This window comes from Aquitalea sp., assembly GCF_030150775.1.
GTDB classification, from domain to species: domain Bacteria; phylum Pseudomonadota; class Gammaproteobacteria; order Burkholderiales; family Chromobacteriaceae; genus Aquitalea; species Aquitalea denitrificans.
Genome location: NZ_JASLFG010000001.1, coordinates 1 through 22,553 on the forward strand (window position 1 = coordinate 1; position 22,553 = coordinate 22,553).

Annotated in this window: 21 protein-coding genes and 1 pseudogene; 15 read left to right on the top strand and 7 right to left on the bottom strand. The window is 58.2% G+C overall.

The window, feature by feature from the left end; translation table 11 throughout:
• The 3 genes from QVF59_RS00005 to rstA form a co-directional block, all read right to left on the bottom strand.
• A partial coding sequence (locus tag QVF59_RS00005; protein WP_287876569.1) for a hypothetical protein occupies nucleotides 1–294 on the bottom strand: 294 nt, incomplete at its 3' end.
• Between the two features lie 140 nt (nucleotides 295–434).
• Nucleotides 435–1,706: a two-component system sensor histidine kinase RstB gene (rstB, locus tag QVF59_RS00010; RefSeq protein WP_287876571.1), complete on the bottom strand. Its 1,272-nt coding sequence runs from the start codon at nucleotides 1,704–1,706 to the stop codon at nucleotides 435–437.
• A gap of 3 nt (nucleotides 1,707–1,709) precedes the next feature.
• Entirely contained in the window at nucleotides 1,710–2,426 is a 717-nt protein-coding gene (rstA, locus tag QVF59_RS00015; RefSeq protein WP_159879620.1) for a two-component system response regulator RstA, read from the bottom strand.
• 212 nt (nucleotides 2,427–2,638) lie between these two features.
• On the opposite strand from rstA, the pseudogene QVF59_RS20885 reads away from it, so the two are divergent.
• The 15 genes and pseudogenes from QVF59_RS20885 to recG form a co-directional block, all read left to right on the top strand.
• Nucleotides 2,639–3,811: pseudogene (locus tag QVF59_RS20885) on the top strand (FIST signal transduction protein); the annotation flags it as partial.
• The gene (locus QVF59_RS20890; protein ID WP_502866788.1) at nucleotides 3,794–4,624 is read left to right on the top strand and encodes a methyl-accepting chemotaxis protein; all 831 of its coding nucleotides are present in this window, start codon (nucleotides 3,794–3,796) and stop codon (nucleotides 4,622–4,624) included. The pseudogene QVF59_RS20885 and the gene QVF59_RS20890, both read left to right, overlap by 18 nt.
• Nucleotides 4,625–5,295: 671 nt before the next feature.
• Nucleotides 5,296–6,234: a ubiquinol oxidase subunit II gene (gene cyoA, locus QVF59_RS00025; protein WP_240902528.1), complete on the top strand. Its 939-nt coding sequence runs from the start codon at nucleotides 5,296–5,298 to the stop codon at nucleotides 6,232–6,234.
• A gap of 3 nt (nucleotides 6,235–6,237) precedes the next feature.
• Nucleotides 6,238–8,280, top strand: coding sequence for a cytochrome o ubiquinol oxidase subunit I (gene cyoB, locus QVF59_RS00030; protein WP_287876580.1), 2,043 nt, complete (start codon nucleotides 6,238–6,240; stop codon nucleotides 8,278–8,280).
• A gap of 14 nt (nucleotides 8,281–8,294) precedes the next feature.
• Nucleotides 8,295–8,906: a cytochrome o ubiquinol oxidase subunit III gene (cyoC, locus tag QVF59_RS00035; RefSeq protein ID WP_103525800.1), complete on the top strand. Its 612-nt coding sequence runs from the start codon at nucleotides 8,295–8,297 to the stop codon at nucleotides 8,904–8,906.
• Complete coding sequence (cyoD, locus tag QVF59_RS00040) at nucleotides 8,906–9,229, top strand: cytochrome o ubiquinol oxidase subunit IV (RefSeq protein ID WP_159879612.1); 324 nt, start codon at nucleotides 8,906–8,908, stop codon at nucleotides 9,227–9,229. Before cyoC ends, cyoD begins: the two co-directional genes overlap by 1 nt.
• A gap of 11 nt (nucleotides 9,230–9,240) precedes the next feature.
• Nucleotides 9,241–10,125, top strand: coding sequence for a heme o synthase (gene cyoE / locus QVF59_RS00045; protein WP_287876618.1), 885 nt, complete (start codon nucleotides 9,241–9,243; stop codon nucleotides 10,123–10,125).
• A gap of 216 nt (nucleotides 10,126–10,341) precedes the next feature.
• Nucleotides 10,342–11,346, top strand: coding sequence for a tRNA dihydrouridine(20/20a) synthase DusA (gene dusA / locus QVF59_RS00050; RefSeq protein ID WP_287876587.1), 1,005 nt, complete (start codon nucleotides 10,342–10,344; stop codon nucleotides 11,344–11,346).
• A gap of 81 nt (nucleotides 11,347–11,427) precedes the next feature.
• Nucleotides 11,428–12,021, top strand: coding sequence for an RdgB/HAM1 family non-canonical purine NTP pyrophosphatase (gene rdgB, locus QVF59_RS00055; RefSeq protein WP_287876590.1), 594 nt, complete (start codon nucleotides 11,428–11,430; stop codon nucleotides 12,019–12,021).
• Nucleotides 12,018–13,259, top strand: coding sequence for a radical SAM family heme chaperone HemW (gene hemW / locus QVF59_RS00060; RefSeq protein ID WP_287876593.1), 1,242 nt, complete (start codon nucleotides 12,018–12,020; stop codon nucleotides 13,257–13,259). The genes rdgB and hemW overlap by 4 nt, the downstream gene beginning before the upstream one ends.
• Nucleotides 13,260–13,643, top strand: coding sequence for a deaminase RidA (gene ridA, locus QVF59_RS00065; RefSeq protein ID WP_089083823.1), 384 nt, complete (start codon nucleotides 13,260–13,262; stop codon nucleotides 13,641–13,643).
• A 144-nt stretch (nucleotides 13,644–13,787) separates the two neighbouring features.
• Nucleotides 13,788–14,216 carry a hypothetical protein gene (locus QVF59_RS00070; protein WP_287876601.1) on the top strand — a complete coding sequence of 143 codons (429 nt, stop codon included), beginning with the start codon at nucleotides 13,788–13,790 and terminating at the stop codon, nucleotides 14,214–14,216.
• Between the two features lie 12 nt (nucleotides 14,217–14,228).
• Complete coding sequence (locus tag QVF59_RS00075; RefSeq protein ID WP_287876604.1) at nucleotides 14,229–15,065, top strand: PhzF family phenazine biosynthesis protein; 837 nt, start codon at nucleotides 14,229–14,231, stop codon at nucleotides 15,063–15,065.
• 99 nt (nucleotides 15,066–15,164) lie between these two features.
• A complete protein-coding gene (locus QVF59_RS00080) occupies nucleotides 15,165–15,599 on the top strand; it encodes a DUF2147 domain-containing protein (protein ID WP_159879602.1) in 435 nt (144 codons plus the stop codon).
• A 78-nt stretch (nucleotides 15,600–15,677) separates the two neighbouring features.
• Nucleotides 15,678–17,726 carry an ATP-dependent DNA helicase RecG gene (recG, locus tag QVF59_RS00085; RefSeq protein ID WP_287876607.1) on the top strand — a complete coding sequence of 683 codons (2,049 nt, stop codon included), beginning with the start codon at nucleotides 15,678–15,680 and terminating at the stop codon, nucleotides 17,724–17,726.
• Between the two features lie 313 nt (nucleotides 17,727–18,039).
• Here the strand turns inward: recG and QVF59_RS00090 are convergent, their stop codons facing one another.
• The 4 genes from QVF59_RS00090 to pstC all read right to left on the bottom strand — a co-directional run bounded on the left by QVF59_RS00090 (nucleotide 18,040) and on the right by pstC (nucleotide 22,426).
• Complete coding sequence (locus QVF59_RS00090; protein ID WP_159879598.1) at nucleotides 18,040–19,500, bottom strand: inorganic phosphate transporter; 1,461 nt, start codon at nucleotides 19,498–19,500, stop codon at nucleotides 18,040–18,042.
• A gap of 259 nt (nucleotides 19,501–19,759) precedes the next feature.
• Nucleotides 19,760–20,524 (bottom strand): phosphate ABC transporter ATP-binding protein PstB, encoded by a 765-nt coding sequence (pstB, locus tag QVF59_RS00095; RefSeq protein ID WP_159879596.1) that lies wholly within the window; start codon nucleotides 20,522–20,524, stop codon nucleotides 19,760–19,762.
• A 12-nt stretch (nucleotides 20,525–20,536) separates the two neighbouring features.
• Entirely contained in the window at nucleotides 20,537–21,448 is a 912-nt protein-coding gene (gene pstA, locus QVF59_RS00100; RefSeq protein WP_167522564.1) for a phosphate ABC transporter permease PstA, read from the bottom strand.
• A 15-nt stretch (nucleotides 21,449–21,463) separates the two neighbouring features.
• On the bottom strand, nucleotides 21,464–22,426 hold the full coding sequence (gene pstC, locus QVF59_RS00105) for a phosphate ABC transporter permease subunit PstC (protein ID WP_159879592.1): 963 nt from the start codon (nucleotides 22,424–22,426) through the stop codon (nucleotides 21,464–21,466).
• Between the last annotated feature and the right edge of the window lie 127 nt (nucleotides 22,427–22,553).

The window sequence follows — 22,553 nt, forward strand, 5'->3', positions numbered from 1 at the left end:
CTGAGCGGAAGCGTCTTTCTTGGCTACTTTTTTGGCTTTCTTGGCCGGAGCGGAAGCTTCAGCAGCCTGAGCTTTCTGAGCGGAAGCGTCTTTCTTGGCTACTTTTTTGGCTTTCTTGGCCGGAGCGGAAGCTTCAGCAGCTTGAGCTTTCTGAGCGGAAGCGTCTTTCTTTACTTTCTTCTCAGCTTTTTTAGCTTTGTGGATAGCTACCGGAGCGGAAGTGTCAGCAGCGAAAGCAGCAGTGGAGGTCAGGCCGAAGGCAGCGGTCAGAGCGAGCAGAGCCAGCTTTTTCATTTTTATACAACTCCTAAGTTCATCTTGAAAATTCAAGTTGGAAGGCGGACTGATAGTCCTATTCAGGGGGGCATCGTAACGGCGTGGGCCGGGTAGCGTCTACCCGAACCATGTATCTCAATGTAACTAAATGTACATTCTCATGTTGGCCAACGAATAATGAAACGGGCACCGCCCAGCGGTGATGCTTCGACACGTACTTCGCCATGGTGCAGACGAGCAATGCCCGCGACGATGGCCAGGCCCAGACCGTGGCCACCGGTCTTGCGCCCGCGACTTTCATCCAGCCTGATGAAGGGGTCGAATACCCTGGCACGGTCGGCTTCGGGAATGCCGGGGCCATCGTCGTCCACCATGATGGTGCAGTTGCGGTTTTCTACGCTGAGCGTGGTCTGGATGGTGCTGGTGGCGTAGCGGCGGGCATTGGACAGGAAATTGTCCAGCGCCCGCGTGACCAGATACTGGTCGGCAAGAAAAACCAGCTCGTCTCCCGCAGGCTCTATCCAGTGCATGTCCGGTGCGAGTGTCGCCTGTTCGTGAATGCGTTCGCGCGCCCAGCTCACCGCATCAAACTGGGTCAGTTGCAGCGGTGCTTCCGGCCGGTCCAGCTTGGCATGGAACAGCAGTTCTTCCACCAGCGAATCGATGGCGGCAAGGTCTTTCTCGATGGCCTTCTTGGCCGGCGAGTCCTCCTCGCCTTCCAGCAGTGCCAGCCGGTAGCGCAGCCGTGCCAGCGGGGTGCGCAGTTCGTGGGCCACGGCATTGGTCAGGGCCTTCTTGCTGGCCAGCAGGGCGGCAATGCTGTCGGCCATGTGATTGAAGGCAGCGGCTACCTGGCGTACCCCGGAGCGGCTGGGCAGGTGTACCCGGGCGGAAAAATCGCCGCCGGCGAGCTTGCCTGCAGTCTTTTCCAGCGTAACCAGATCCTTCCAGTGTGGCTGCATCCACAGGAATACCGGAATGGCCAGCGACAGTCCCAGCAGTGCCAGCAAGGCGTAATCCACCGATTTGAGCTGATGCAGGAAGAACAGATAGCGCAGCGGGCCGGCAACCAGTAAATAATTGCTGTCCTCGATTTTTTGCAAGAAGAGGTATTTGTCTTCCAGCATGACGATTTCGCCCCGGTTCAGCGCATCCTCCGACTCTTCATCCAGCAGGTAGTTGCTTTGCTTTTCCACCGTCACCTTGAAAGTGAAGTCGTGGTTGGAGCTTTGCAGGGTTTCGGTCCAGCGGTCTTCCGGCACGCCGTGCAGGTCTGCCTCAATCAGCGACAGGGTGGTGCGTAGCAGGTCGGACAGATAGCGCTCGCCCACATCGTCCACGGCCTGTTTGTAGACCGCACCCACCATGACCACCGCCACCATGAAACAGGTAACCAGCAACAGGTAAAACTGGATGAACAGACGGCGCATTGCTTATTCCCAGCCGGACAGCGAGAACAGATAGCCGCGATTGCGTACTGTCTTGATGCGGAAAGGTTCGGTTGGGTTGTCGCCCAGTTTTTTGCGCAGGCGTGAAATGGCCACGTCTATGCTGCGATCCAGTCCGTCATAGCTGACGCCGCGCATCTCCTTGAGCAGGATGTCGCGGTTGAGGGTTTCGCCGGCATGGTTGGCCAGCAGCCACAGCAGGTCGAAGTCGGAGGTGGACAGGGAGACTTTTTCCTTGCCCAGAATCACGTCGCGGCTGACCGGGTCAATCGACAGCTGGCCGAATATCAGCTTGCGTTGAGTCTTTACCGGTGCTGCTTCGCTTGCCTGCTGCATTGGCCGCATATTGCGCAGTTGCGAACGCAGGCGTGCCACCAGCACCGAGGGCGGGGTGGTTTTGAGGATGTAATCGTTGGCACCCAGCTCCAGGCCCAGGATCTGGTTCATGTCGCTGTCCAGTGAGGTCAGCATGATGATGGGGCCGTCAAAGTTGGGCCGCAGCTCGCGGCAGATGGACAGGCCGTCCTTGCCGGGCAGCATAATGTCGAGCAACACCATATCGGGTGCTTCGCGCTCGATGGTCGCGAGCGCCGTATCGCCGCGTGGTTCGATCACGACATCCATTTCGTGGCGGGCCAGAAAGTCGCTGATCAGTTCGGCCAGATCGGCGTCATCTTCTACAAATACGATACGGTAAGTCATGCCTTGCTATCCATCCGGTTGAATCGGTATCGGGGGAGTATGGCGCGAGGTGCGCACAGACTCAACCGTGTACTACGCCGGATGCGACTCTGAGGTAGATCAGACCTTTCCGAGTAAGCATATGGAATGTGTGATTTTTCTTGCTAACATGAAGTCTGATCCATGCGGTAAGCATGGAAATAATAATAGTCAGCACCAACGGGAGAGTACGGATGTTTTTCAAACGCAATAAAACCACCACGGTTACTCAGGCCGACAGGGCCGGGTTGCCGCCCGTTCAGGTGATTCGCAGCCGCACAGCTTCGCTTGAGGCTGATCTGCGCGCCGCCAGCCGTGACGATATCCAGCTGGTATTGGGTTTTATCAACCCTGCGGCGAATCTGGATCAGGTTGCCCGCAGCGCTGCAGCGGCTTTTCCGGGAGCCAAAGTGGTATTGACTACCACGGCCGGTGAGCTGTGTTCTGCCAAGGCCGGTGATGCCTTGTATCTGCCGGCAAATGCCGGCTGGGACAGTATGGTGTTCCAGCTGTTCGACAAGAAGCTGCTGGCCGGGGTGCATGTGGCCAGCGTGCCGCTGGGCTGTGAAGATATCAAGGCGGGCCAGCCCAAGGTGGGGCATGAGGAACGCGTGCGCCGGCTGATCGACAATTTGTCGCGGGTGCAGCCGACATTTGCCATGAATTACCAGGAAGGTTTCGTACTGACCCTGGTAGATGGCCTGTCCAATAGTGAAAGCTATCTGATGGAGGCCATTTACGAGTCGGACCGTTTCCCCTACCTGTTCATCGGCGGTTCGGCTGGTGGCCCGCTGGATTTCTCCATGACCCGGCTGCACGACGGCCAGAGCGTGCGTGAAGGCCATGCCGTGCTGGTGTTCATCAAGCTGGCACCGGCTTATCGCTATGGCGTGTTCAAGTCGCAGAATTTCCAGGACACCGGTACTTCCTTCACCATCGCCAAGGCCAGTTCCGAACTGCGCAGCGTCGAGTCGGTATTTGACCGGGATGGCAAGGTAGCCAATGTGGTGGAGGTGTTGGCGCGCCATTTTTCCTGTCGATCTGCCGAGGTGGCTGAGCGGCTGGCCAAATTCAGCTTCGGCATCAAGATCAAGAATGAAATGTTTGTACGCTCGGTGTTGAGCGTGGATGCCGAGCGCGGGATATTGCACTTTGCCTGTGACCTGTCGTTTGGCGAAGAGCTGCATCTGCTCAAGCAAGAGGGTCTGGTAGAACGCACCCAGAGCGACTTTTCCCGCTTTACCCAGGGCAAGCCGCAAGCGATTGGCGGCTTGCTCAACGACTGTATCTTGCGCCGGCTCAACAACAGTGCAGCGCTCGCCGGCAGCAATGTCTACGGTGATATCCCGGTGGCAGGTTTTTCCTCGTTTGGTGAATTGTTGGGTGTCAATATCAACCAGACCCAGACTGCCGTGTTCTTCTATCCCGCCCAGGACAATTTCCAGGATGATTTCATCCAGCGTTTCCCGGTGCACTACGCCAACTTCAAGAACTACTTTTACAGTCGTGAAGTGTCACGGGCACAGTGCATCGACCGGATGAAGTCGCAGGTGATTCACGAACTGCAGGGCTACAAGAGCTTTGCCAGTCAGTTGATGGAAAGCCTGCCACTGTTCCGCCAGGCTTCTGCCGAGCTGGTGACCCATCTGGTGGCCATCCAGAACGAGATTTCCCGTTTTTCCGGCAGTGTGGAACAGGGCAACAAGACCTCGGCCAATGTCAGCCTGCGTATTGTCGAACTGGAAAAGGATGCCCGGCAGATTGGCGACGTGATGCTGATGATCAAGAAGATTGCCGAACAGACCAATCTTCTGGCACTGAATGCGGCAATCGAGGCCGCCCGCGCCGGTGAGGCTGGCCGCGGCTTTGCCGTGGTGGCGGACGAAGTGCGCAAACTGGCCAATAACACCCAGTCCAATCTGGATGCTACCGGTGGTGCGGTTGAACATGTGATGAGCGGTGTGGCCCAGGTGGGCGTGGATATGCGACTGATGAGCGAGCATGTCAGCAGCTTTGCCGGTGAAATGCAGCAGGTGGTGGAGCTGCTGGGCAAACTGACTGCCTCGTCCAATAGTAGCCAGGAACAGTTGGATCAGATGGTAGGCAGTACCGGCGAGCTGTACGAGCGCATGCGCAAGGTGGATCAGGATCTGGAGGCCATTCTGGCGCTCGAACGCTGAATCTGCCGCCTCCGGATTTCACCAGCCGCCGACTTGCTTGCAAGCGGCGGTTTTTTCATGCCCAAAGCACGGAGTGCTGTGCTTGCGGACTGCCGGAGGATGCTGGTGCGCTGACATTTTTTTGTAACAAAATGTAACGACACAAATGCTGCATCGCGCAAGTAATGCTTATGGCTTAAATCGTTGTCGCGTCAGCCACAAGTTGAGCTAATTGACCTTGATGCAAATCAAATATGCACCATTTTGAGGCGTATTTACTCCTCAAATTGCGCGCCGCTTGCTTGCTAAGCGCAATGAAACTGATTTTTAATAGCGCGCCCGCCACTGTGACAAATTGTCGCCAGCTTGTCAGCCCATGCCATTTGGCCGCTCGACTCTTTCTTCGCAAGTGGTGGTGTGGTGTGTTTTCTTCAAGAAGGCCCGCCACGCTGGTGCTGCCTGGCAGCACGGCTTACAGCGGTATGCCTGGTACTGCCCTGCGGCAGCCAAACCACTCATACCGACAGTATTTACGGACGGTATTCACCCTGGACCGGGCTGCGTGTGTGCGAGCCAGGCCCGGACTGCGGGACTTTCCCGCCTGGACATCACTGATCGTGACGCGGCTGTACCAGCCAGGACACGGTCTCTCGCGCTAGTGCGAGCAAGGAATCTTTAACCCGTAAAGTCGTATGATGAGAAACTCTAGACCCACCCGCCTGTTGTGGGGGCTTTCTCCTGTCGTGACTGCACTGCTCACCGGTTGTCAGGGTGGCATTCTTGACCCGAAAGGGCAGGTTGCAGCGGATGAGAAGTCCCTGATCATCACGGCCACCGTGCTGATGTTGCTGGTTGTCATTCCGGTGATCGTGATGACTTTCCTGTTTGCCTGGAAGTACCGTGCCAGCAACAAGGACGCCATCTACACACCCAAGTGGTCGCACTCCAACAAGATCGAGGCCGTGGTCTGGATCATTCCCATCATCATCGTCGCCTGTCTGGCGGTGGTGACCTGGAAAACCACCCACAAGCTGGACCCGTACCGTCCGCTGGATTCGGACAAGAAGCCGATCAACGTGCAGGTGGTGGCCATGAACTGGAAGTGGCTGTTCATCTATCCGGATCTGCATATTGCTACGGTCAACCAGATCGCCTTCCCCAAGGATGTGCCGGTCAACTTCCGTATCACCTCGGATGCGGCGATGAACTCCTTCTTCATCCCGCAACTGGGCGGCCAGATTTACGCCATGGCCGGCATGGAAACCAAGCTGCATCTGGTAGCCAACGAGGCAGGTACTTACAAGGGCTTCTCCGCCAACTACAGCGGTGCTGGCTTCTCCGGCATGAAGTTCAATGCCATTGCCACCGAAACACCGGAACAGTTTGATGCCTGGGTACAGAAGGTACGCGCATCGGGCAAGGCCCTGAATGCCGACACTTACCTCGCCCTGTCCAAGCCGAGCGAAAACAATGCCGTGGCCTTCTTCAATACGCCTGAACCGCGTCTGTTTGATGCCGTGCTGCACAAATACATGGCAGGTCGCCAGTCGCTGGCTGCCACCGACGACGAACTGAAGCTGGCGGCACTGACCAAGCGTCTGTGCGAAACCCCGGCCGTCAAGGAGCAATAATCGATGTTGTTAGGCAAACTCACTCTGGATGCCATCCCCTACAAGGAACCCATCATCGTGGCCGCGCTGTCTGGCGCCGGCCTGCTGGGCCTGGTGGTGCTGGCGCTCATTACCAAGTTCGGTAAATGGGGCTATTTGTGGAAAGAGTGGCTGACTTCGGTCGACCACAAGAAAATCGGCGTGATGTACATCGTCGTCGCCATGGTGATGCTGCTGCGCGGCTTTGCCGATGCACTGATGATGCGTGCCCAGCTGGCCATGGCCACCGACGGACATCTGGGGGTATTCCCACCAGAACACTACGACCAGATCTTCACCGCGCACGGTGTGATCATGATCATCTTCATGGCCATGCCTTTCATGACCGGCCTGATGAATATCGTGGTGCCGCTGCAGATTGGCGCGCGCGATGTGGCCTTCCCCTTCCTGAACTCGCTGAGCTTCTGGCTGCTGGTTTCCGCGGTGATCCTGGTCAACCTGTCGCTGGGTGTGGGCAACTTTGCCCGTACCGGCTGGGTGGCCTATCCGCCGCTGTCCGAGCTGGGCTTCAGTCCTGATGTGGGGGTGGATTACTACACCTGGGCGCTACAGATATCCGGGATAGGGACGACGCTAACGGCGATCAATTTCCTGGTGACCATCATCAAGATGCGCGCACCGGGCATGAAGCTGATGCAAATGCCGATCTTCACCTGGACCTGCACCTGGGCCAACGTGCTGATCGTGGCGTCCTTCCCCATCCTGACCGGCGCCCTGGCCATGCTGAGCCTGGACCGCTACCTGGATTTCCACTTCTTTACCGCGGAAGCCGGTGGCAACGCCATGATGTACCTGAACCTGTTCTGGGCCTGGGGCCATCCTGAAGTTTACATTCTGGTGCTGCCGGCTTTCGGTATCTTCTCCGAAGTCATCTCCACCTTCTCCGGCAAGCGCCTGTTTGGCCACACTTCCATGATCATCGCCAGTGGCGTGATTTCGGTGCTGGGCTTCATGGTGTGGCTGCACCACTTCTTCACCATGGGTTCCGGTGCGGACGTCAACGCCTTCTTCGGTATCGCCACCATGGTGATTTCGGTGCCGACCGGCGTGAAGCTGTTCAACTGGCTGTTCACCATGTATCAGGGTCGTATCCGCTTTACCCCGCCGGTATTGTGGACCATGGGCTTCATGGTGACCTTCTCCATCGGCGGCATGACCGGTGTGCTGATGGCCGTACCGGGTGCCGACTTCGTGCTGCACAACAGCCTGTTCCTGATCGCCCACTTCCACAACACCATCATCGGTGGCGCGGTATTCGGCTATCTGGCTGGTTTCTCCTACTGGTTCCCCAAGGCATTCGGTTTCAAGCTGAATGAAAAGCTGGGCAAGGCCGCCTTCTGGTTCTGGCAGAGCGGCTTCATGTTCGCCTTCATTCCGCTGTACGTGCTGGGCTTCCTGGGCATGACCCGTCGTCTGAACCATACCGATAATCCGGCATGGGACCCGTGGCTGTACCTAGCCTGCGTGGGCGCGCTGCTGATTGCCTGCGGTATCGGCTGCCAGCTGCTGCAGATCGTGGTGAGCATCCGCGACCGCAAGAAACTGGCCGACGTGACCGGCGACCCGTGGAATGGTCATACCCTGGAATGGTCCACTTCCTCCCCGCCGCCGTTCTACAACTTTGCTGTCGTGCCGCAGGTGCATGATATCGACGCCTTCACCGACATGAAGGAAAAGGGCGAAGCCTACAAGGTGCCGCAGAAGTACGCACCGATTCACATGCCGAGCAACACCGCCACCGGCGTGTACATCGGCGGCTTCACCACCCTGCTGGGTTTTGCCCTGATCTGGCATATCTGGTGGCTGGCGATTGTCGGCCTGGTCGGCATCATCGGCGCCATGCTGGCCCGTGCCTACGACAACAATCTGGACTACTACGTGCAGCCGGATGAGGTCGAAACAATCGAGCGTGCCCACTTCGAGCAGATGGGCATTGATGTGGACAACTACAGCGAACGCGATGCCGACAAGCCGCGTCGTGGCAGCCGTCCCACCACTACCGCTTAATAGGTTGAGCCAAGATGAGTACTTATGTAGAGCACGCGCACGACGCGCATGACGACCACGAGCACCACGACAGCGGTTCGCAGACCGTGCTGGGCTTCTGGTTCTATCTGATGACCGACTGCATCCTGTTCGCCACGGCATTTGCGGCATACGCGGTGCTGTACCGCAACGTCGCCACCGGCGTTTCGGGCAAGGAAATCTTCGAACTGCCTTATGTGATGGGTGAAACCGCAGCGCTGCTGCTGTCCTCCATCACCTACGGCTTTGCCATGATTGCCGGTTACAAGGGCAATAAGTCGGCCGTACTGGGCTGGCTGGCTGTCACTTTTGCCTGCGGTGCGGTGTTTATCGGCATGGAAGTGAACGAGTTTCACCACCTGATCGCCGAAGGCCACGGCCCCAATGTCAGCGCCTTCCTGTCGTCCTTCTTCGGCCTGGTCGGCCTGCACGGCCTGCACGTGACTGCCGGCCTGATCTGGATGACGGTGATGATGATCGAAGTGGCCAAGACCGGCCTGACCGGCCGCGCCATGACCCGCCTGAACTGTCTCAGCCTGTTCTGGCACTTCCTCGACATCGTGTGGATCTGCGTGTTCACCGTCGTCTACCTGAAAGGAGCCATGTAATGAGCCAGGCACATGAACATGCCGCCGATCATGGCAGCGTAAAAAGCTACCTCACCGGCTTCGTGCTGGCCATCATCCTCACCGCCATCCCGTTCTGGATGGTGATGAGCGGTGGCTTCACCAAGCAGGCCACCATGATCGGCATCTTCGGCTTCGCCGTGGTGCAGATCATCGTGCACCTCAAGTACTTCCTGCATCTGAACTTTACCAAGGACGGCAAGCTCAACAGCTTCTCCTTCCTGTTCACCGCGATGATCATCGTGATGCTGGTTGGCCTGTCGGTGTGGATCATCTCCACCGCCGATGCGCTGATGTTGCGCTGAGCCGGGACGTGATGAAACTCAAGCGCTATTTGCAGGTGACCAAGCCGGGCATCATCTTCGGCAACCTCATTTCTACCGTGGGTGGTTTCTTGCTGGCAACACAGGGTCGTCTGGACTGGACCCTGTTGCTGGCCACGGTAGTGGGGCTGTCGCTGGTGGTGGCCTCCGGCTGCGCCATCAACAACTGCATCGACCGCGATATCGACGCGCGTATGGCCCGCACCCAGAAACGGGTGCTGGTGACCGGCGACATGAGTCCCAAGGCGGCACTGGCCCACGGTTTTGTGCTGGGCGTGGCCGGCTTTGCCACGCTGGCGATCTGGACCAACATCCTGGCCTTGTGCTGTGCGCTGTTCGGTTTCCTGATCTATGTCGGCGTGTACAGCCTGTACATGAAGCGCAAGTCGGTTTACGGCACCCTGGTGGGCAGCCTGTCCGGTGCAGTACCGCCGGTGGCGGGTTACTGTGCCGCCAGTGGCCGCTTTGACAGCGGTGCTGCCATCCTGCTGCTGATGTTCTGCCTGTGGCAGATGCCGCACTCCTACGCCATCGCCATCTTCCGCTTCAAGGATTACGAAGCGGCGAAGATTCCGGTGCTGCCGGTCGTGAAGGGCATCTCCGAGGCCAAGCAGCAGATCGTGCTGTACATCCTGGCCTTTACTGTTGCTACCTTGCTGTTGGTGTTCTACGGCTATGCCGGTTATGGCTATCTGGCGGTGGCCTGTGCCACCAGCCTGTGGTGGCTGAAGATGGCGCTGTCCGGTTACAAGGAAAGCACTGACGACCGCGTCTGGGCGCGTCAGGTGTTCTTCTTCTCCATCATCACCGTCACTGCACTGTCGGTGATGATGGCGGTGGATGGCCAAGTGCCGGCGCATATCGGCTGGATGCTCTGAGCCCTGCTCACGTCAGATCAAACCTCCGCTGGCAGCCAGTCTGCCGCGGAGGTTTTTCTTTGCCCGCCGGCTTTGACCATGCGCAGGCTTGACCCTGCACCAGAGCGCGCCGGATAATGTGCGCCCTGTTAAGTCTCTGTTTTTGCAGCATGTCAGCAGCCGCTGCCCTCTGATGCACCCTGGCCTGCAAGGCCGGGTTCACTTGCCCTGACCACGATGAATGCCACCAAGCCCGTATTGCCCTCACGCCGTCTGTCCGTAGCCCCCATGCTGGACTGGACCGACCGCCATTACCGCTACTTTGCCCGGCAAATCAGCCGCCACACCTGGCTGTATACCGAAATGGTCACCACCGGCGCGCTGCTGTATGGCGATGTGGAGCGGCACCTGCGCTTTGACGAAGCCGAACACCCGGTGGCCCTGCAACTGGGTGGCTCCGAGCCTTCCGAGCTGGCGCAGTGCGCGCGGCTGGCGCAACAGTGGGGTTACGACGAGGTCAACCTCAACGTCGGCTGCCCATCCGAGCGGGTACAGAAGGGTGCCTTCGGTGCCTGCCTGATGGCAGAGCCGCAACTGGTGGCCGACTGCGTCAAGGCCATGCGCGATGTGGTGGATATCGATGTCACCGTCAAACACCGTATCGGTATCGACCAGATTGAGCATTATGACTACTTGGCCGATTTTGTTGATCAGGTGGCTGCCGCCGGTTGCACCACCTTTATCGTGCATGCGCGCAATGCCATCCTCAAGGGTCTCAGCCCCAAGGAAAACCGCGAAATCCCGCCGCTGAAATATGACTACGTCTACCGCTTGAAACAGGAAAGGCCAGAACTGGAAATCCTGATCAATGGCGGGGTAAAAACCAATGCCGAAATCGCCGAACACCTGCGCCATGTCGATGGCGTGATGGTGGGGCGCGAGGCCTATCACAACCCCTGGCTGATGGCCGGGTGGGACGCTGCTTTTTATGGCGATGACAGCACTGCTGTCAGCCGCCAGCAGGTGGTGGATGCCATGCTGCCATATATCCGCGCCCGTCTGGCCGAGGGCCACAAGCTGCGTAATATTGCCCGCCATATACTTGGTCTGTTCCAGGGCATGCCGGGTGCGCGCCAGTGGCGGCGCATGCTGTCCGATGCCAAGCTCTTGGATGGTGCCGATGAAGGCCTGCTGCTGCAGGCACTGGCTGCCATGCCTGCGCGCAATGAACACACCGAATGATTGACATGACAGCAGGGTGGACGTGGCATGCGCTGCCGCTTACCCTGCTGTTCTGCTCTGTACGCAACAGGATGAATCCACATGTTCGACAAACTGGTTCTCGCCAGCAATAACGCTGGCAAGCTGCGTGAATTTTCCGCCTTGCTGGCACCGCTGGGTGTCACCGTCATTCCGCAAGGGCAACTCAATGTGCCGGAATGCCCGGAGCCGCATTACACCTTTCTGGAAAATGCGCTGGAAAAGGCCCGTCATGCCAGCCATGTCACCGGCCTGCCGGCACTGGCCGACGATTCCGGCATCTGCGTGGAAGCGCTGGGCGGCAAGCCCGGTGTATTGTCGGCACGCTATGCCGGCGAGCCCAAGTCGGACGAGCGCAATAACGCCAAGCTGATCGAAAAGCTGCAAGGCAAGGAAAATCGCCGCGCCTGGTATTACTGCGTGCTGGTACTGGTACGCCATGCCGACGACCCGCAACCGCTGGTGGCCGACGGCATGTGGCTGGGCGAAGTGCAGGATACCGCAGCAGGCGAGGGCGGTTTCGGCTACGACCCCTACTTCTACCTGCCGGAATTCGGCTGCACCGTCGCCCAGCTGGCGGCGGAGGACAAGAACCGTGTCAGCCATCGCGGCAAGGCCATGCAGGCCATGTTGAGCAAACTGCGTGAGCTGGCATGAGCGTGATTGACCTGTCCGGGCTGAAGGGCGGCCTGCGCGAACTGCCGCCGTTGTCGCTGTATATCCATTTCCCCTGGTGCGTGCGCAAATGCCCGTACTGCGATTTCAATTCGCACGAGCTGAAAAGCAGTAATGGCCAGACCGTGCAGTGGAACCCGCAAGCTGGTGTCGCCAGTGGTGGTTTCGATGAAATGGCCTATGTGGAAACCCTGCTGCGCGATCTGGAATACAGCCTGCCCGCCATCTGGGGCCGCAGTGTCAGCACCATCTTCATGGGCGGTGGTACACCCAGCCTGTTTTCGGCGCAGGCCATGGACACCCTGCTGGCGGGCATTCGCGCCCGGCTGCGGCTGTCGCCGGAAGCGGAAATCACCATGGAGGCCAACCCCGGCACTTTCGAGGCGGAAAAATTCCGCGGTTACCGCGAGGCCGGCATCAACCGCCTGTCCATCGGCATCCAGAGCTTCAACCCGCAACATCTGCAAGTATTGGGGCGGATTCACGATGGTGACGAGGCGCGCCGCGCCATCGACATTGCGCTGTCCTGCTTCGACAACGTCAATCTGGACCTGATGTACGCCTTGCCCGGCCAGACGCTGGAACAGGCGCTGCAGGATATCGACACGGCCTTGTCGCATGGCATCGCCCATCTGTCGGCTTATCACCTCACCATCGAACCGAACACGCTGTACGCTGTTCGCACGCCGCAAAACCTGCCGGACGACGAAGTGTCCGCCGACATGCAGGATGCCATCGAAGCGCGACTGGCCGCTGCCGGTTTCGAACATTACGAAACCTCGGCTTTTGCCCGGCCCGGCAAGCGCAGTCGCCATAACGTCAATTACTGGCAGTTTGGCGACTATCTGGGCATTGGTGCCGGCGCGCACGGCAAGATCAGCAGCCACGAAGGCATCATGCGGGAAATGCGGCACAAGCAACCAGCGGCCTACATCCAGGCAGTGGCCGACGGCCAGCCGGTGCAAAGCAGCCGCAAGGTGGCGCGCGATGAACTGCCGTTCGAGTTCATGATGAATCTGTTGCGCCTGACCGGTGGCTTTGAAACGCGCCTGTTCACCGAGCGTACCGGTTTGCCTGTATCCTGTATCCGGAATGAATTGCAGCAGGCCATCCAGCAAGGATTGCTGGAGCAGGATGCCACCACCATTCGCCCCACTTTGCAGGGGCAACGTTTTCTCAATGACCTGTTAACCCTGTTTCTTGGGGACGGAGACCAGTAAATGACCAAAGAAATCATCCACACTGCAGATGCACCGGCCGCTATCGGCGCTTACTCCCAGGCCGTGAAGGCTGGCAATACCGTATACCTGTCCGGCCAGATTCCGCTGGATCCGGCCACCATGACCGTGGTGGAAGGTGGTTTTGCCGCCGAAACCCATCAGGTATTCAAGAACCTGAAAGCCGTGTGCGAAGCCGCCGGTGGCAGCCTGGACCAGATCGTCAAGCTCAATGCCTACCTGACCGACCTGTCCAATTTCGCCACCTTCAACGAAATCATGGGCCAGTATTTCAGCCAGCCTTACCCGGCACGCGCCGCTGTTGGCGTGGCCAGCCTGCCCAAGGGTGTGCAGGTTGAAGCCGAAGCGGTGCTGTTCCTGGGCTGATTTTTCGCCCGATTACCGCAGAAACAGGCGATTTTGATCGCCTGTTTTTTATTGTGTGCATCATCCTGACTGATGGCGCAGCAGCCAGTACCGGGGGAATCGGCTTTCATCTGGGGGCCGAATCCCTCTGCTGGAGTGCTGACCATGTATTGCCGCCTTATTTCCCTGCTGTGCGGGCTGTCGTTGTCGACGGTGCTGCAGGCTGCCGTATTCAAATGCATCAGCCCCTCCGGGCAGCACAGCTATCAGGACCATCCCTGTCCGGCAGATCATGTGGCTCATACCCTGAAGAGAGGCTATTTCAGCCAGATCAGCCGCGAGCCTTACCAACTGGATACTGTCAAACTGCAGCAAAAGCAGCCAACTTGGCAGGAGCGGCAGTTGCAGCGGGAGCAGCATAAAACACAGCGCCAGCTGCAGCAGGCGCTGAAAATCTGTAATCAGCTGCGTAGTCGCCAGCACAAGCTACAAGGGCAGTTACAGCGCAGTCGTTCTGCCCGGCAAACACTGCGTTTACAGGAGCGGCTTGCCAGCCAGCAACAGGCCTTGCAGGATGCTGCCTGTATTCCATGATGCGAGATGACCATGCCAAGCCATGCTTTTGAAATCGTCAATGTGTTTGCCGAGACTACCTTTGGTGGTAATCCGCTGGCCGTATTTACCGATGCACGCAGCTTGCCGGATGTATCCATGCAAGCACTGGCCCGGCAGTTGAACCTGTCGGAAACGGTTTTTGTCTTGCCCTCGACGCAGGCCAACGCACGTTTGCGCATTTTTACGCCTGCACATGAGCTGCCATTTGCCGGCCACCCAACCCTGGGGGCTGCCGCAGTGCTGTATCGCCAACAGGGACTTGGCGATGCCTTCACACTGGAAACTAAAGCAGGGGTAATTCCCATCGCGCATCAGGATGGCCTGTTTACCTTGCAAGCCAATCCGGCACGCGAGCGCGATGCTGGGCTTGCCATCGACGCGGCAGCAGCCATGCTGGGTTTGCCTGCCGCCGCCATAGCCGCACCGCCCAGCTGGCTGGATACCGGCAGTGAGCAGCTGCTGATCCAGGCCAGTAGCCGTGCAGCAGTGCTGGCTGCGCGTCCAGTACCGGCCTTGTTTGCCCGCGATGCCTGCCTGCGGCCGGGGCGCAGTGTTGCCTATCTGTGGCATGAAGCGGACAAGCTGGCCACGGTGCGGCTGTTTTTCGAGCAGGATGGCGCGGTGCTGGAAGACCCTGGCACAGGGTCTGCCTGCGCCAATCTGGGTGGCTGGTGCAGCCTGCACCTGCGTTATCCGCTGCAGTGGAGAGTGGAGCAGGGAGCGGTGTTGCAACGGCCCAATGTGTTGCACTTGACTGTGGATGGGCAGCGTCGTATTTATGTCGGCGGTCGCGTCATTCCTGTGGCGCGTGGTGAATTTGTCTTGTGAGCCGGAGCCATGCTTGACGGTTAGCCAGCCCCTTGGCATCCTAGAGCCGCAGCTCCAAACTAGCGTTTCAAAAAAGACAGACAACACGAGGAAAACATCATGAGCACATTGTGGAAAGCCGCTGTCGTGGCCCTGGGCTTCACCGCTTTTTCGCATGCCGCACTGGCTGATAGCCCGATCGGCAGCTGGAAGACTATCGACGACGATACCAAGCAAGCCAAGGCCGTGGTACAGATTGCCGAAGGAGCCAATGGCGAGCTGTCCGGCAAAATCGTCAAGCTGTACCAGAACCCGGATGTCGTGTGCGAAGCATGCGATGGTGAACGCAAAGGCAAACCGGTGAATGGCATGACCATTCTGTGGGGCCTGAAGAAAGACGGCGATACCTGGGCCAATGGCAAGATTCTGGACCCGCACAATGGCAAGGTATACAGCGCCAAGATGAAAGTGGTGGATGGTGGCAAGAGGCTGGAAGTGCGCGGCTTCCTGGGGGTTTCGCTGCTGGGTCGCACCCAGGTGTGGGAACGCCAGTAAGCATTCAGCGGCAAGGACAGGGCAGGGCGGCGTGCCAAGGCGGTGCGCCGCCCTGTTTTTTGGTTACAATCTCTGTCGATGACTCACGCCAACGACCTCGCCAACCAGCCGCTGAATGTGGCTCCCGCACTGGCCAAGAAGCTGGACAAGCTTGGCCTGCGCCGCCGTTTCGACCTGGTGCTGCATCTGCCGCTGCGCTACGAAGACGAAACCCATCTTTACCCCATCGCCGCCGCGCCATATGGCCAACCTGTGCTGGTGGAAGGACGGGTCATCAGTCACGACGTACAGTTCCGTCCACGCAAGCAGTTGCTGGTGCGTATCGAGGATGCCAGCGGTGTGCTGGTATTGCGTTTCATCCATTTTTATCCCAGCCAGCTCAAGCAGTTTACCGATGGCGCACTCATCCGTGCGATGGGTGAAATCCGTCGTGGTTTTCATGGCGATGAAATGGTGCACCCCAAAACCCGCGAAGTGGTGGAAGGCAGCCCACTGGCTGAAAGCCTGACACCGGTCTATCCCACGGTCAACGGTGTCACCCAGCCGATACTGCGCAAGTTGATCCGCAGTGAGCTAAAGCTCCTGCCACTGCCTGAAACCCTGCCGGAGTCGGTGATCGGACCCCTCAGGCTGCAGAGCTTTGCCGATGCGGTGCACCTGTTGCATTTTCCGCCGCCCGAATATTCTGCCAGCCAGTTGTCCGAGCCCGGCTTGCCTGCATGGCAGCGGCTCAAATTTGATGAGCTGCTGGCACAGCAACTCTCCATGCGCTTGGCCTACCGTGCACGCCGCCAGGGGCAGGCTGCAGCAATCCGGGGTAATGGCAAGCTCAGGCAGGCCCTGTTCGCGCAGCTACCGTTTGAACTGACCCAGGCACAGCAAAACGTGCTGGACGAAATCAATACTGACCTGGCGCAGGCACACCCCATGCACCGGCTGTTGCAGGGGGATGTCGGCAGCGGCAAGACCGTGGTGGCTGCGCTGGCCGCCTTGACCGCCATTGAGGCTGGTTTCCAGGTTGCCTTGATGGCACCTACCGAAATCCTGGCTGAGCAACATTATCGCAAGCTGTCCGGCTGGCTTGCGCCGCTGGGGCTGACTGTCAGTTGGCTATCTGGCAGCCTGCGCAAAAAACAGAAGGAGCAAGCGCTGGAACAGATGGCCAGTGGTACTGCCCAGCTTGCTGTGGGAACCCACGCACTGTTTCAGGATGGTGTCATTTTTTCCCGTCTGGGGCTGGTGATTGTGGACGAGCAGCACCGCTTTGGGGTGGGGCAGCGTCTGGCACTCAAGCAAAAGGGGCAGGAACCCCACCAGCTCATGATGTCGGCCACGCCGATTCCACGCACCCTGGCGATGAGCTTCTATGCCGATCTGGATGTCTCGGTGATTGACGAATTGCCGCCTGGGCGTACCCCGGTGGTGACCAAGCTGATCAACAGCAGCCGACGGGAAGAGGTCATCGATTACGTACACAAGACTTGCAGCGAAGGCCAGCAAGTGTACTGGGTATGTCCGCTGATTGAAGAGTCGGAAACCTTGCAATTGCAGACTGCGGTTGATACCCACCGGGTATTGGCTGCACAACTAGCCCAATGGCGTGTGGGGCTGGTGCATGGCCGCATGAAACCAGATGAGAAGGCTGCCGTGATGGCTGCTTTCTGCAGCGGGGAGCTGCACGTATTGGTGGCGACCACCGTGATTGAGGTGGGGGTGGATGTGCCAAATGCCAGCCTGATGGTGATTGAGCATGCCGAGCGCATGGGCCTGTCGCAATTGCACCAGTTGCGTGGCCGGGTTGGGCGGGGTAGCGCACGCAGTGTCTGCATGCTGTTGTTCGAAAACCCCTTGTCCGACTTGGCCAAGGCGCGCTTGAAAGTGATTTACGAAAATGTGGATGGTTTCGAGATTGCGCGGCAGGATTTGCTGATTCGCGGTCCTGGCGAATTTCTCGGTGCCCGGCAAAGCGGGGTGCCCATGCTGCGCTTTGCCAATCTGGAAGAAGACATCGAATTGCTGGAAGCGGCACGTGAACTGGCACCGGAAATCCTGCAGCGCTGGCCAGAGGCGGTGGATGCGCATCTGGAGCGCTGGCTGTCCGGGCGAGAGCAGTTTCTCAAGGCCTGAGCCAGTGTGCTGTGGCCCTGTCTGTCAGCTGTAGTCATTCCCGCAGGGTCTGATGACGGCTCTTGCTTGACGTGTGTGGTGGCATTAAGCAAAAAAAGCGCCTCAGTCCGTGAGGATTGAGGCGTCAAGGGATTGCTGCAAACAACAAAGGAGAAACCATGATTAAGCGCAGTAATATTAGCAAATAATAAAATAACGAATCAATGGTGTTGTTGCTGCTGTTTGATCCTGATCAAACTACACCGGCCATGATGCCCATCATAGAAAAAGCCGCCCGAGGGCGGCTTTCGTCTGCAAGCAACAATGAGTAGCTTTACTTCAGCCAGTTGCTGGCCAGGTAATACAGGCTGCCAGCCAGCAGCATGGCCACTGGCATGGTAAACAGCCAGGCCAGCAGGATGGAGCGCACGGTAGACCATTGCAGACCGGCCTTGTCAGCCACCATGGTGCCGGCTACGCCGCTGGACAACACATGGGTGGTGGAAACCGGCAGGCCGAACTGACTGGCAAGGCCAATGGATACGGCTGCAGTCAGTTGTGCCGACATGCCCTGCGCATAGGTCATGTCTTTCTTGCCAATACCTTCGCCAACGGTTTTTACCACGCGACGCCAGCCAATCATGGTGCCACCGCCCAGCGCCAGCGCCACGGCAATGATGACCCAAGTCGGGGCGTATTCTGTGGTAACAGTCAGATCCTTGCGCAGATTGCTCAGCAACTGCTTGTCGTCAGCACTCAGATTGGGTAGGGAGCCTGCCTTCTTGGCCGCGTCATCCAGACAGAGCAGATCAGTACGAACATCCCAACGCTTGTTGTCCGGCAGATTGCGATAGGTGCTGCCATCACCCAGCGCGGTGATCAGGTTGTCAGCGGTGCGCAGGGTATCCCGCGGGCGACAGTCATGTATATTGCTGTCAGCAGCTACCGGCTTGAACATGGTGTCCAGTGCGGTCTGGTGGCGGTTGTAGAACTGTTGCAAGTGCAGGGCGGCATCACGGGTACGCTCGATCTGGTAAGGCGTGCTGTCCAGGTTGAGTACATATTTGGCCGGCACGATGCCGATCAGTACCAGCATGATCAGGCCGACACCCTTCTGGCCGTCATTGGAGCCGTGGGAGAAGCTTACCCCCATGGAACTGACGATCAGCATGAAGCGCATCCAGAATGGCGGATGCTTGCGGCCTTCCACCTGCTGCCGCTGGAAAGGCGTCTTGTGCATATTGCTTTGCGGGCGTGAACGGCGCAGTACCATCACCAAAAGACCGGAGAGCAGGGCACCAACCAGTGGTGAACACAGCAGGGACAGACCGACATCGACAGCTTTGGCCCAGTTGACGCCTTGCGCTAACGGTGTGCCGTTGATCAGGCAATTGGCCAGGCCGACACCCAGGATGGCGCCGATCAGCGTGTGCGAGCTGGACGCCGGCAAACCGAAATACCAAGTGCCCAGATTCCAGGCAATCGCGGCGGTCAGCAGGGCAAACACCATGGCCATGCCGCGCGCGGTATTGACGGAAACCAGCAGGTCAACCGGCAGCAAATGGACGATGGCATAGGCGACGGCGAGACCGCCAGTCAGCACGCCCAGAAAGTTGAATACGCCAGAGGCAAAAACCGCCAGCCGGGGCTTCATCGACTGGGTGTAAATGACGGTGGCAACTGCGTTGGCCGTATCGTGAAAACCGTTGATGAACTCGAAGGCCAGGACAAAGCCCAGCGACAGAACCAGGGTGATGGCCACATGAGTGTCCAGCCCTGCGAAGAGGTCCAGCATGATCATGAAAATCGTGTAAAGGAAAGCCGGGATTGTTGTGTCCAGACCTGCAGGCGTCAAGTAAATGAGACAAAAAAAAACCGGCTTGTCGTTTTCCCGTCGCGGGAAAGGGACCATTCTTGACAGGCCGGGTTTTCACCCGGTTTTTTCAGGCTTTGCCCAGGGGCTGTACAGCGATTTCAAGCTGAAATCGACCACCATGAAAAACAACACCCCGCGGGCATGACAGCCGGCGGGGTGTTGGTCGGGGACCGCGGAATCAGCCGAATTTGCCGGTGATGTAATCCTCGGTAGCCTTTTGTTTTGGCGCAGTGAAGATATTGTCGGTTTCGCCAAATTCCACCAGTTCACCCAGATACATGTAGGCGGTGAAGTCGGAAACCCGTGCCGCCTGCTGCATGTTATGGGTGACGATGGCGATGGTGTAGTCCTCTTTCAGTTCATGAATGAGTTCTTCGATGTGGGCCGTGGAAATCGGGTCCAGCGCCGACGTCGGTTCGTCCAGCAGCAGTACTTCCGGACGCGAAGCTACGGCACGGGCTATGCACAGGCGCTGTTGCTGACCACCGGACAGCGAGTTGCCGGACTGCTTCAGCTTGTCTTTTACCTCATCCCATAGTGCGGCCTTGCGCAGTGCCCACTCCACGCGATCATCCATTTCAGTCTTGGACAGCTTTTCGTACAGCTTCACGCCGAAGGTGATGTTGTCGTAGATGGACATCGGGAACGGCGTCGGCTTCTGGAACACCATGCCAACCTTGGCGCGTAGCAGATTGATGTCTACGTCGCGCGCAAGGATGTTATTGCCATCCAGCAGGATTTCACCTTCCGAGCGCAGGCCGGGATAGAGCTCGTACATGCGGTTGAAAGTGCGCAGCAGGGTGGATTTGCCACAACCGGACGGGCCAATGAAGGCAGTCACCATGCGCGGGGCGATTTCCAGATTGATGTTTTTCAATGCGTGGAAATTACCGTAGAAGAAGTTCAGATTCTTGACCTGAAGCTTGACGTTGTTATCAGCCATTGTCGTCATGCCTTAATGCGATTGGGTTTTCTGGCTGCCCATCCAGCGGGCAAGGATATTAAGCGTCAACACGCTCAGGGTAATCAGCAAAGCACCGGTCCAGGCCAGGGTGTGCCAGTCTTCGTACGGGCTCATGGCAAACTGGAAAATCACGATGGGCAGGTTGGCCATCGGCTGGTTCATATTGCTGTTGAAGAACTGGTTGTTCAATGCGGTAAACAGCAAGGGGGCGGTTTCTCCCGAAATGCGGGCCACTGCCAGCAGGATGCCGGTCAACACCCCGGCCTTGGCCGAACGCAAGGTAACGTACAGGGTGATTTTCCACTGCGGTGCGCCAAGGGCGGCGGCAGCTTCGCGCAGGGTGTTGGGTACCAGTCGCAGCATGTTTTCGGTGGTGCGTACCACCACCGGAATCACCAGCAGGGCGAGGGCAAGAGAGCCGGCCCAGCCGGAGAAGTGCCCGACGCTGACAACATAGACTTCATAGACAAACAGGCCGATCACGATGGACGGTGCCGACAGCAGAATGTCGTTGATGAAACGTGTGGCTGGTGCCAGCCAGCCGCGCTGACCGAATTCTGCCAGATAGATGCCTGCCAGAATGCCGATCGGCGTGCCGATCAGCGTGCCGGAAATGGTCATGGCCAGGCTACCGTAAATGGCATTGGCCAGACCGCCCTGGCTGCCCGGTGGCGGCGTACTCTGGGTGAATACCTGCAAATTGATGCCAGACAGGCCATGTTGCAGCAGGGTAATCAGAATCCAGAACAGCCAGAACAGGCCAAAGGCCATGGTCAGGGTGGAGGCCCCCATGTTGAAGGCATTCACCAGACGGCGGCGACGATAGATAGAAGTATTCATGGTGCTGCTGCTTCCGCTGCGATCCTGAACGTTCAGGGATTCGCTCAATGTGCTGTTAGCCATGATGATAGCGCCTTGTCAGGATGCCTTGCCTTCCTGTTTCTGCAGACGCAGCAACAGGAGCTTGGCGCAGGCCAGTACGACGAAGGTGATGAAAAACAGGATCAGCCCCAGTTCGATCAGCGAGGCCATGTGGAACTCACCTGTTGCTTCGGCAAATTCATTGGCCAAGGCCGATGAAATCGACTGGCCCGGTTCGAACAGGCCGACGGCAAAGCGCGAGGAGTTGCCGATCACGAAGGTCACCGCCATGGTTTCGCCCAGTGCGCGGCCAAGGCCCAGCATGATGCCGCCCACTACGCCGGTCTTGGTGTAGGGCAGTACTACATAGCGCACCACTTCCCATGTGGTGGAGCCCAGGCCGTAAGCCGACTCCTTGAGCATGGTGGGTACCACTTCAAACACATCGCGCATCACCGAAGCGATAAAGGGAATTACCATCACTGCCAGAATCAGGCCGGCGGTAAATACGCCAATGCCCATCGGAGCACCCTGAAACAGCAGGCCGATCAACGGAATGTCTCCCAGATTGTCGATCAGCAGCGGCTGCACGTGATCAGCAAACAGCGGGGCAAATACAAACAGGCCCCACATGCCGTAAATGATGGATGGGATACCTGCCAGCAGCTCCACGGCAATCCCAAGCGGTCGCTTGAGCACGTTGGGGCAAAGCTCGGTCAGGAAGACGGCAATGCCAAAGCTGACCGGTACACCGATCAGCAAGGCAATCACCGAGGTGGCCAGGGTGCCGAATACCGGAACCAGGGCACCGAATTTCTGCGCTACCGGATCCCAGTCGCTATCAGTCAGAAAGCCCCAGCCAAATTTGCTCAGGCTCGGCATGGCACCAATGATCAACGAAATCAGAATGCCAACCAGCAAGGCCAGTACCAGAAAGGCAAAGCAACGCGTGGCTATTCTGAACAGATTGTCGAGCAGCAGTTGCCGCTGCATTTGCTGGTTATTGCTGAACTTTTCCATGAGGGATACTCGGTCGCGTCTCAGACAAAAAGCCGGGGTGGTGAACCCCGGCCTTGTAGCTACAGCAACTGGCACGGTGCCTTGTGTGCACTGTCATTTGCTGTAGCCAAGCTGCTATCAATTCAGA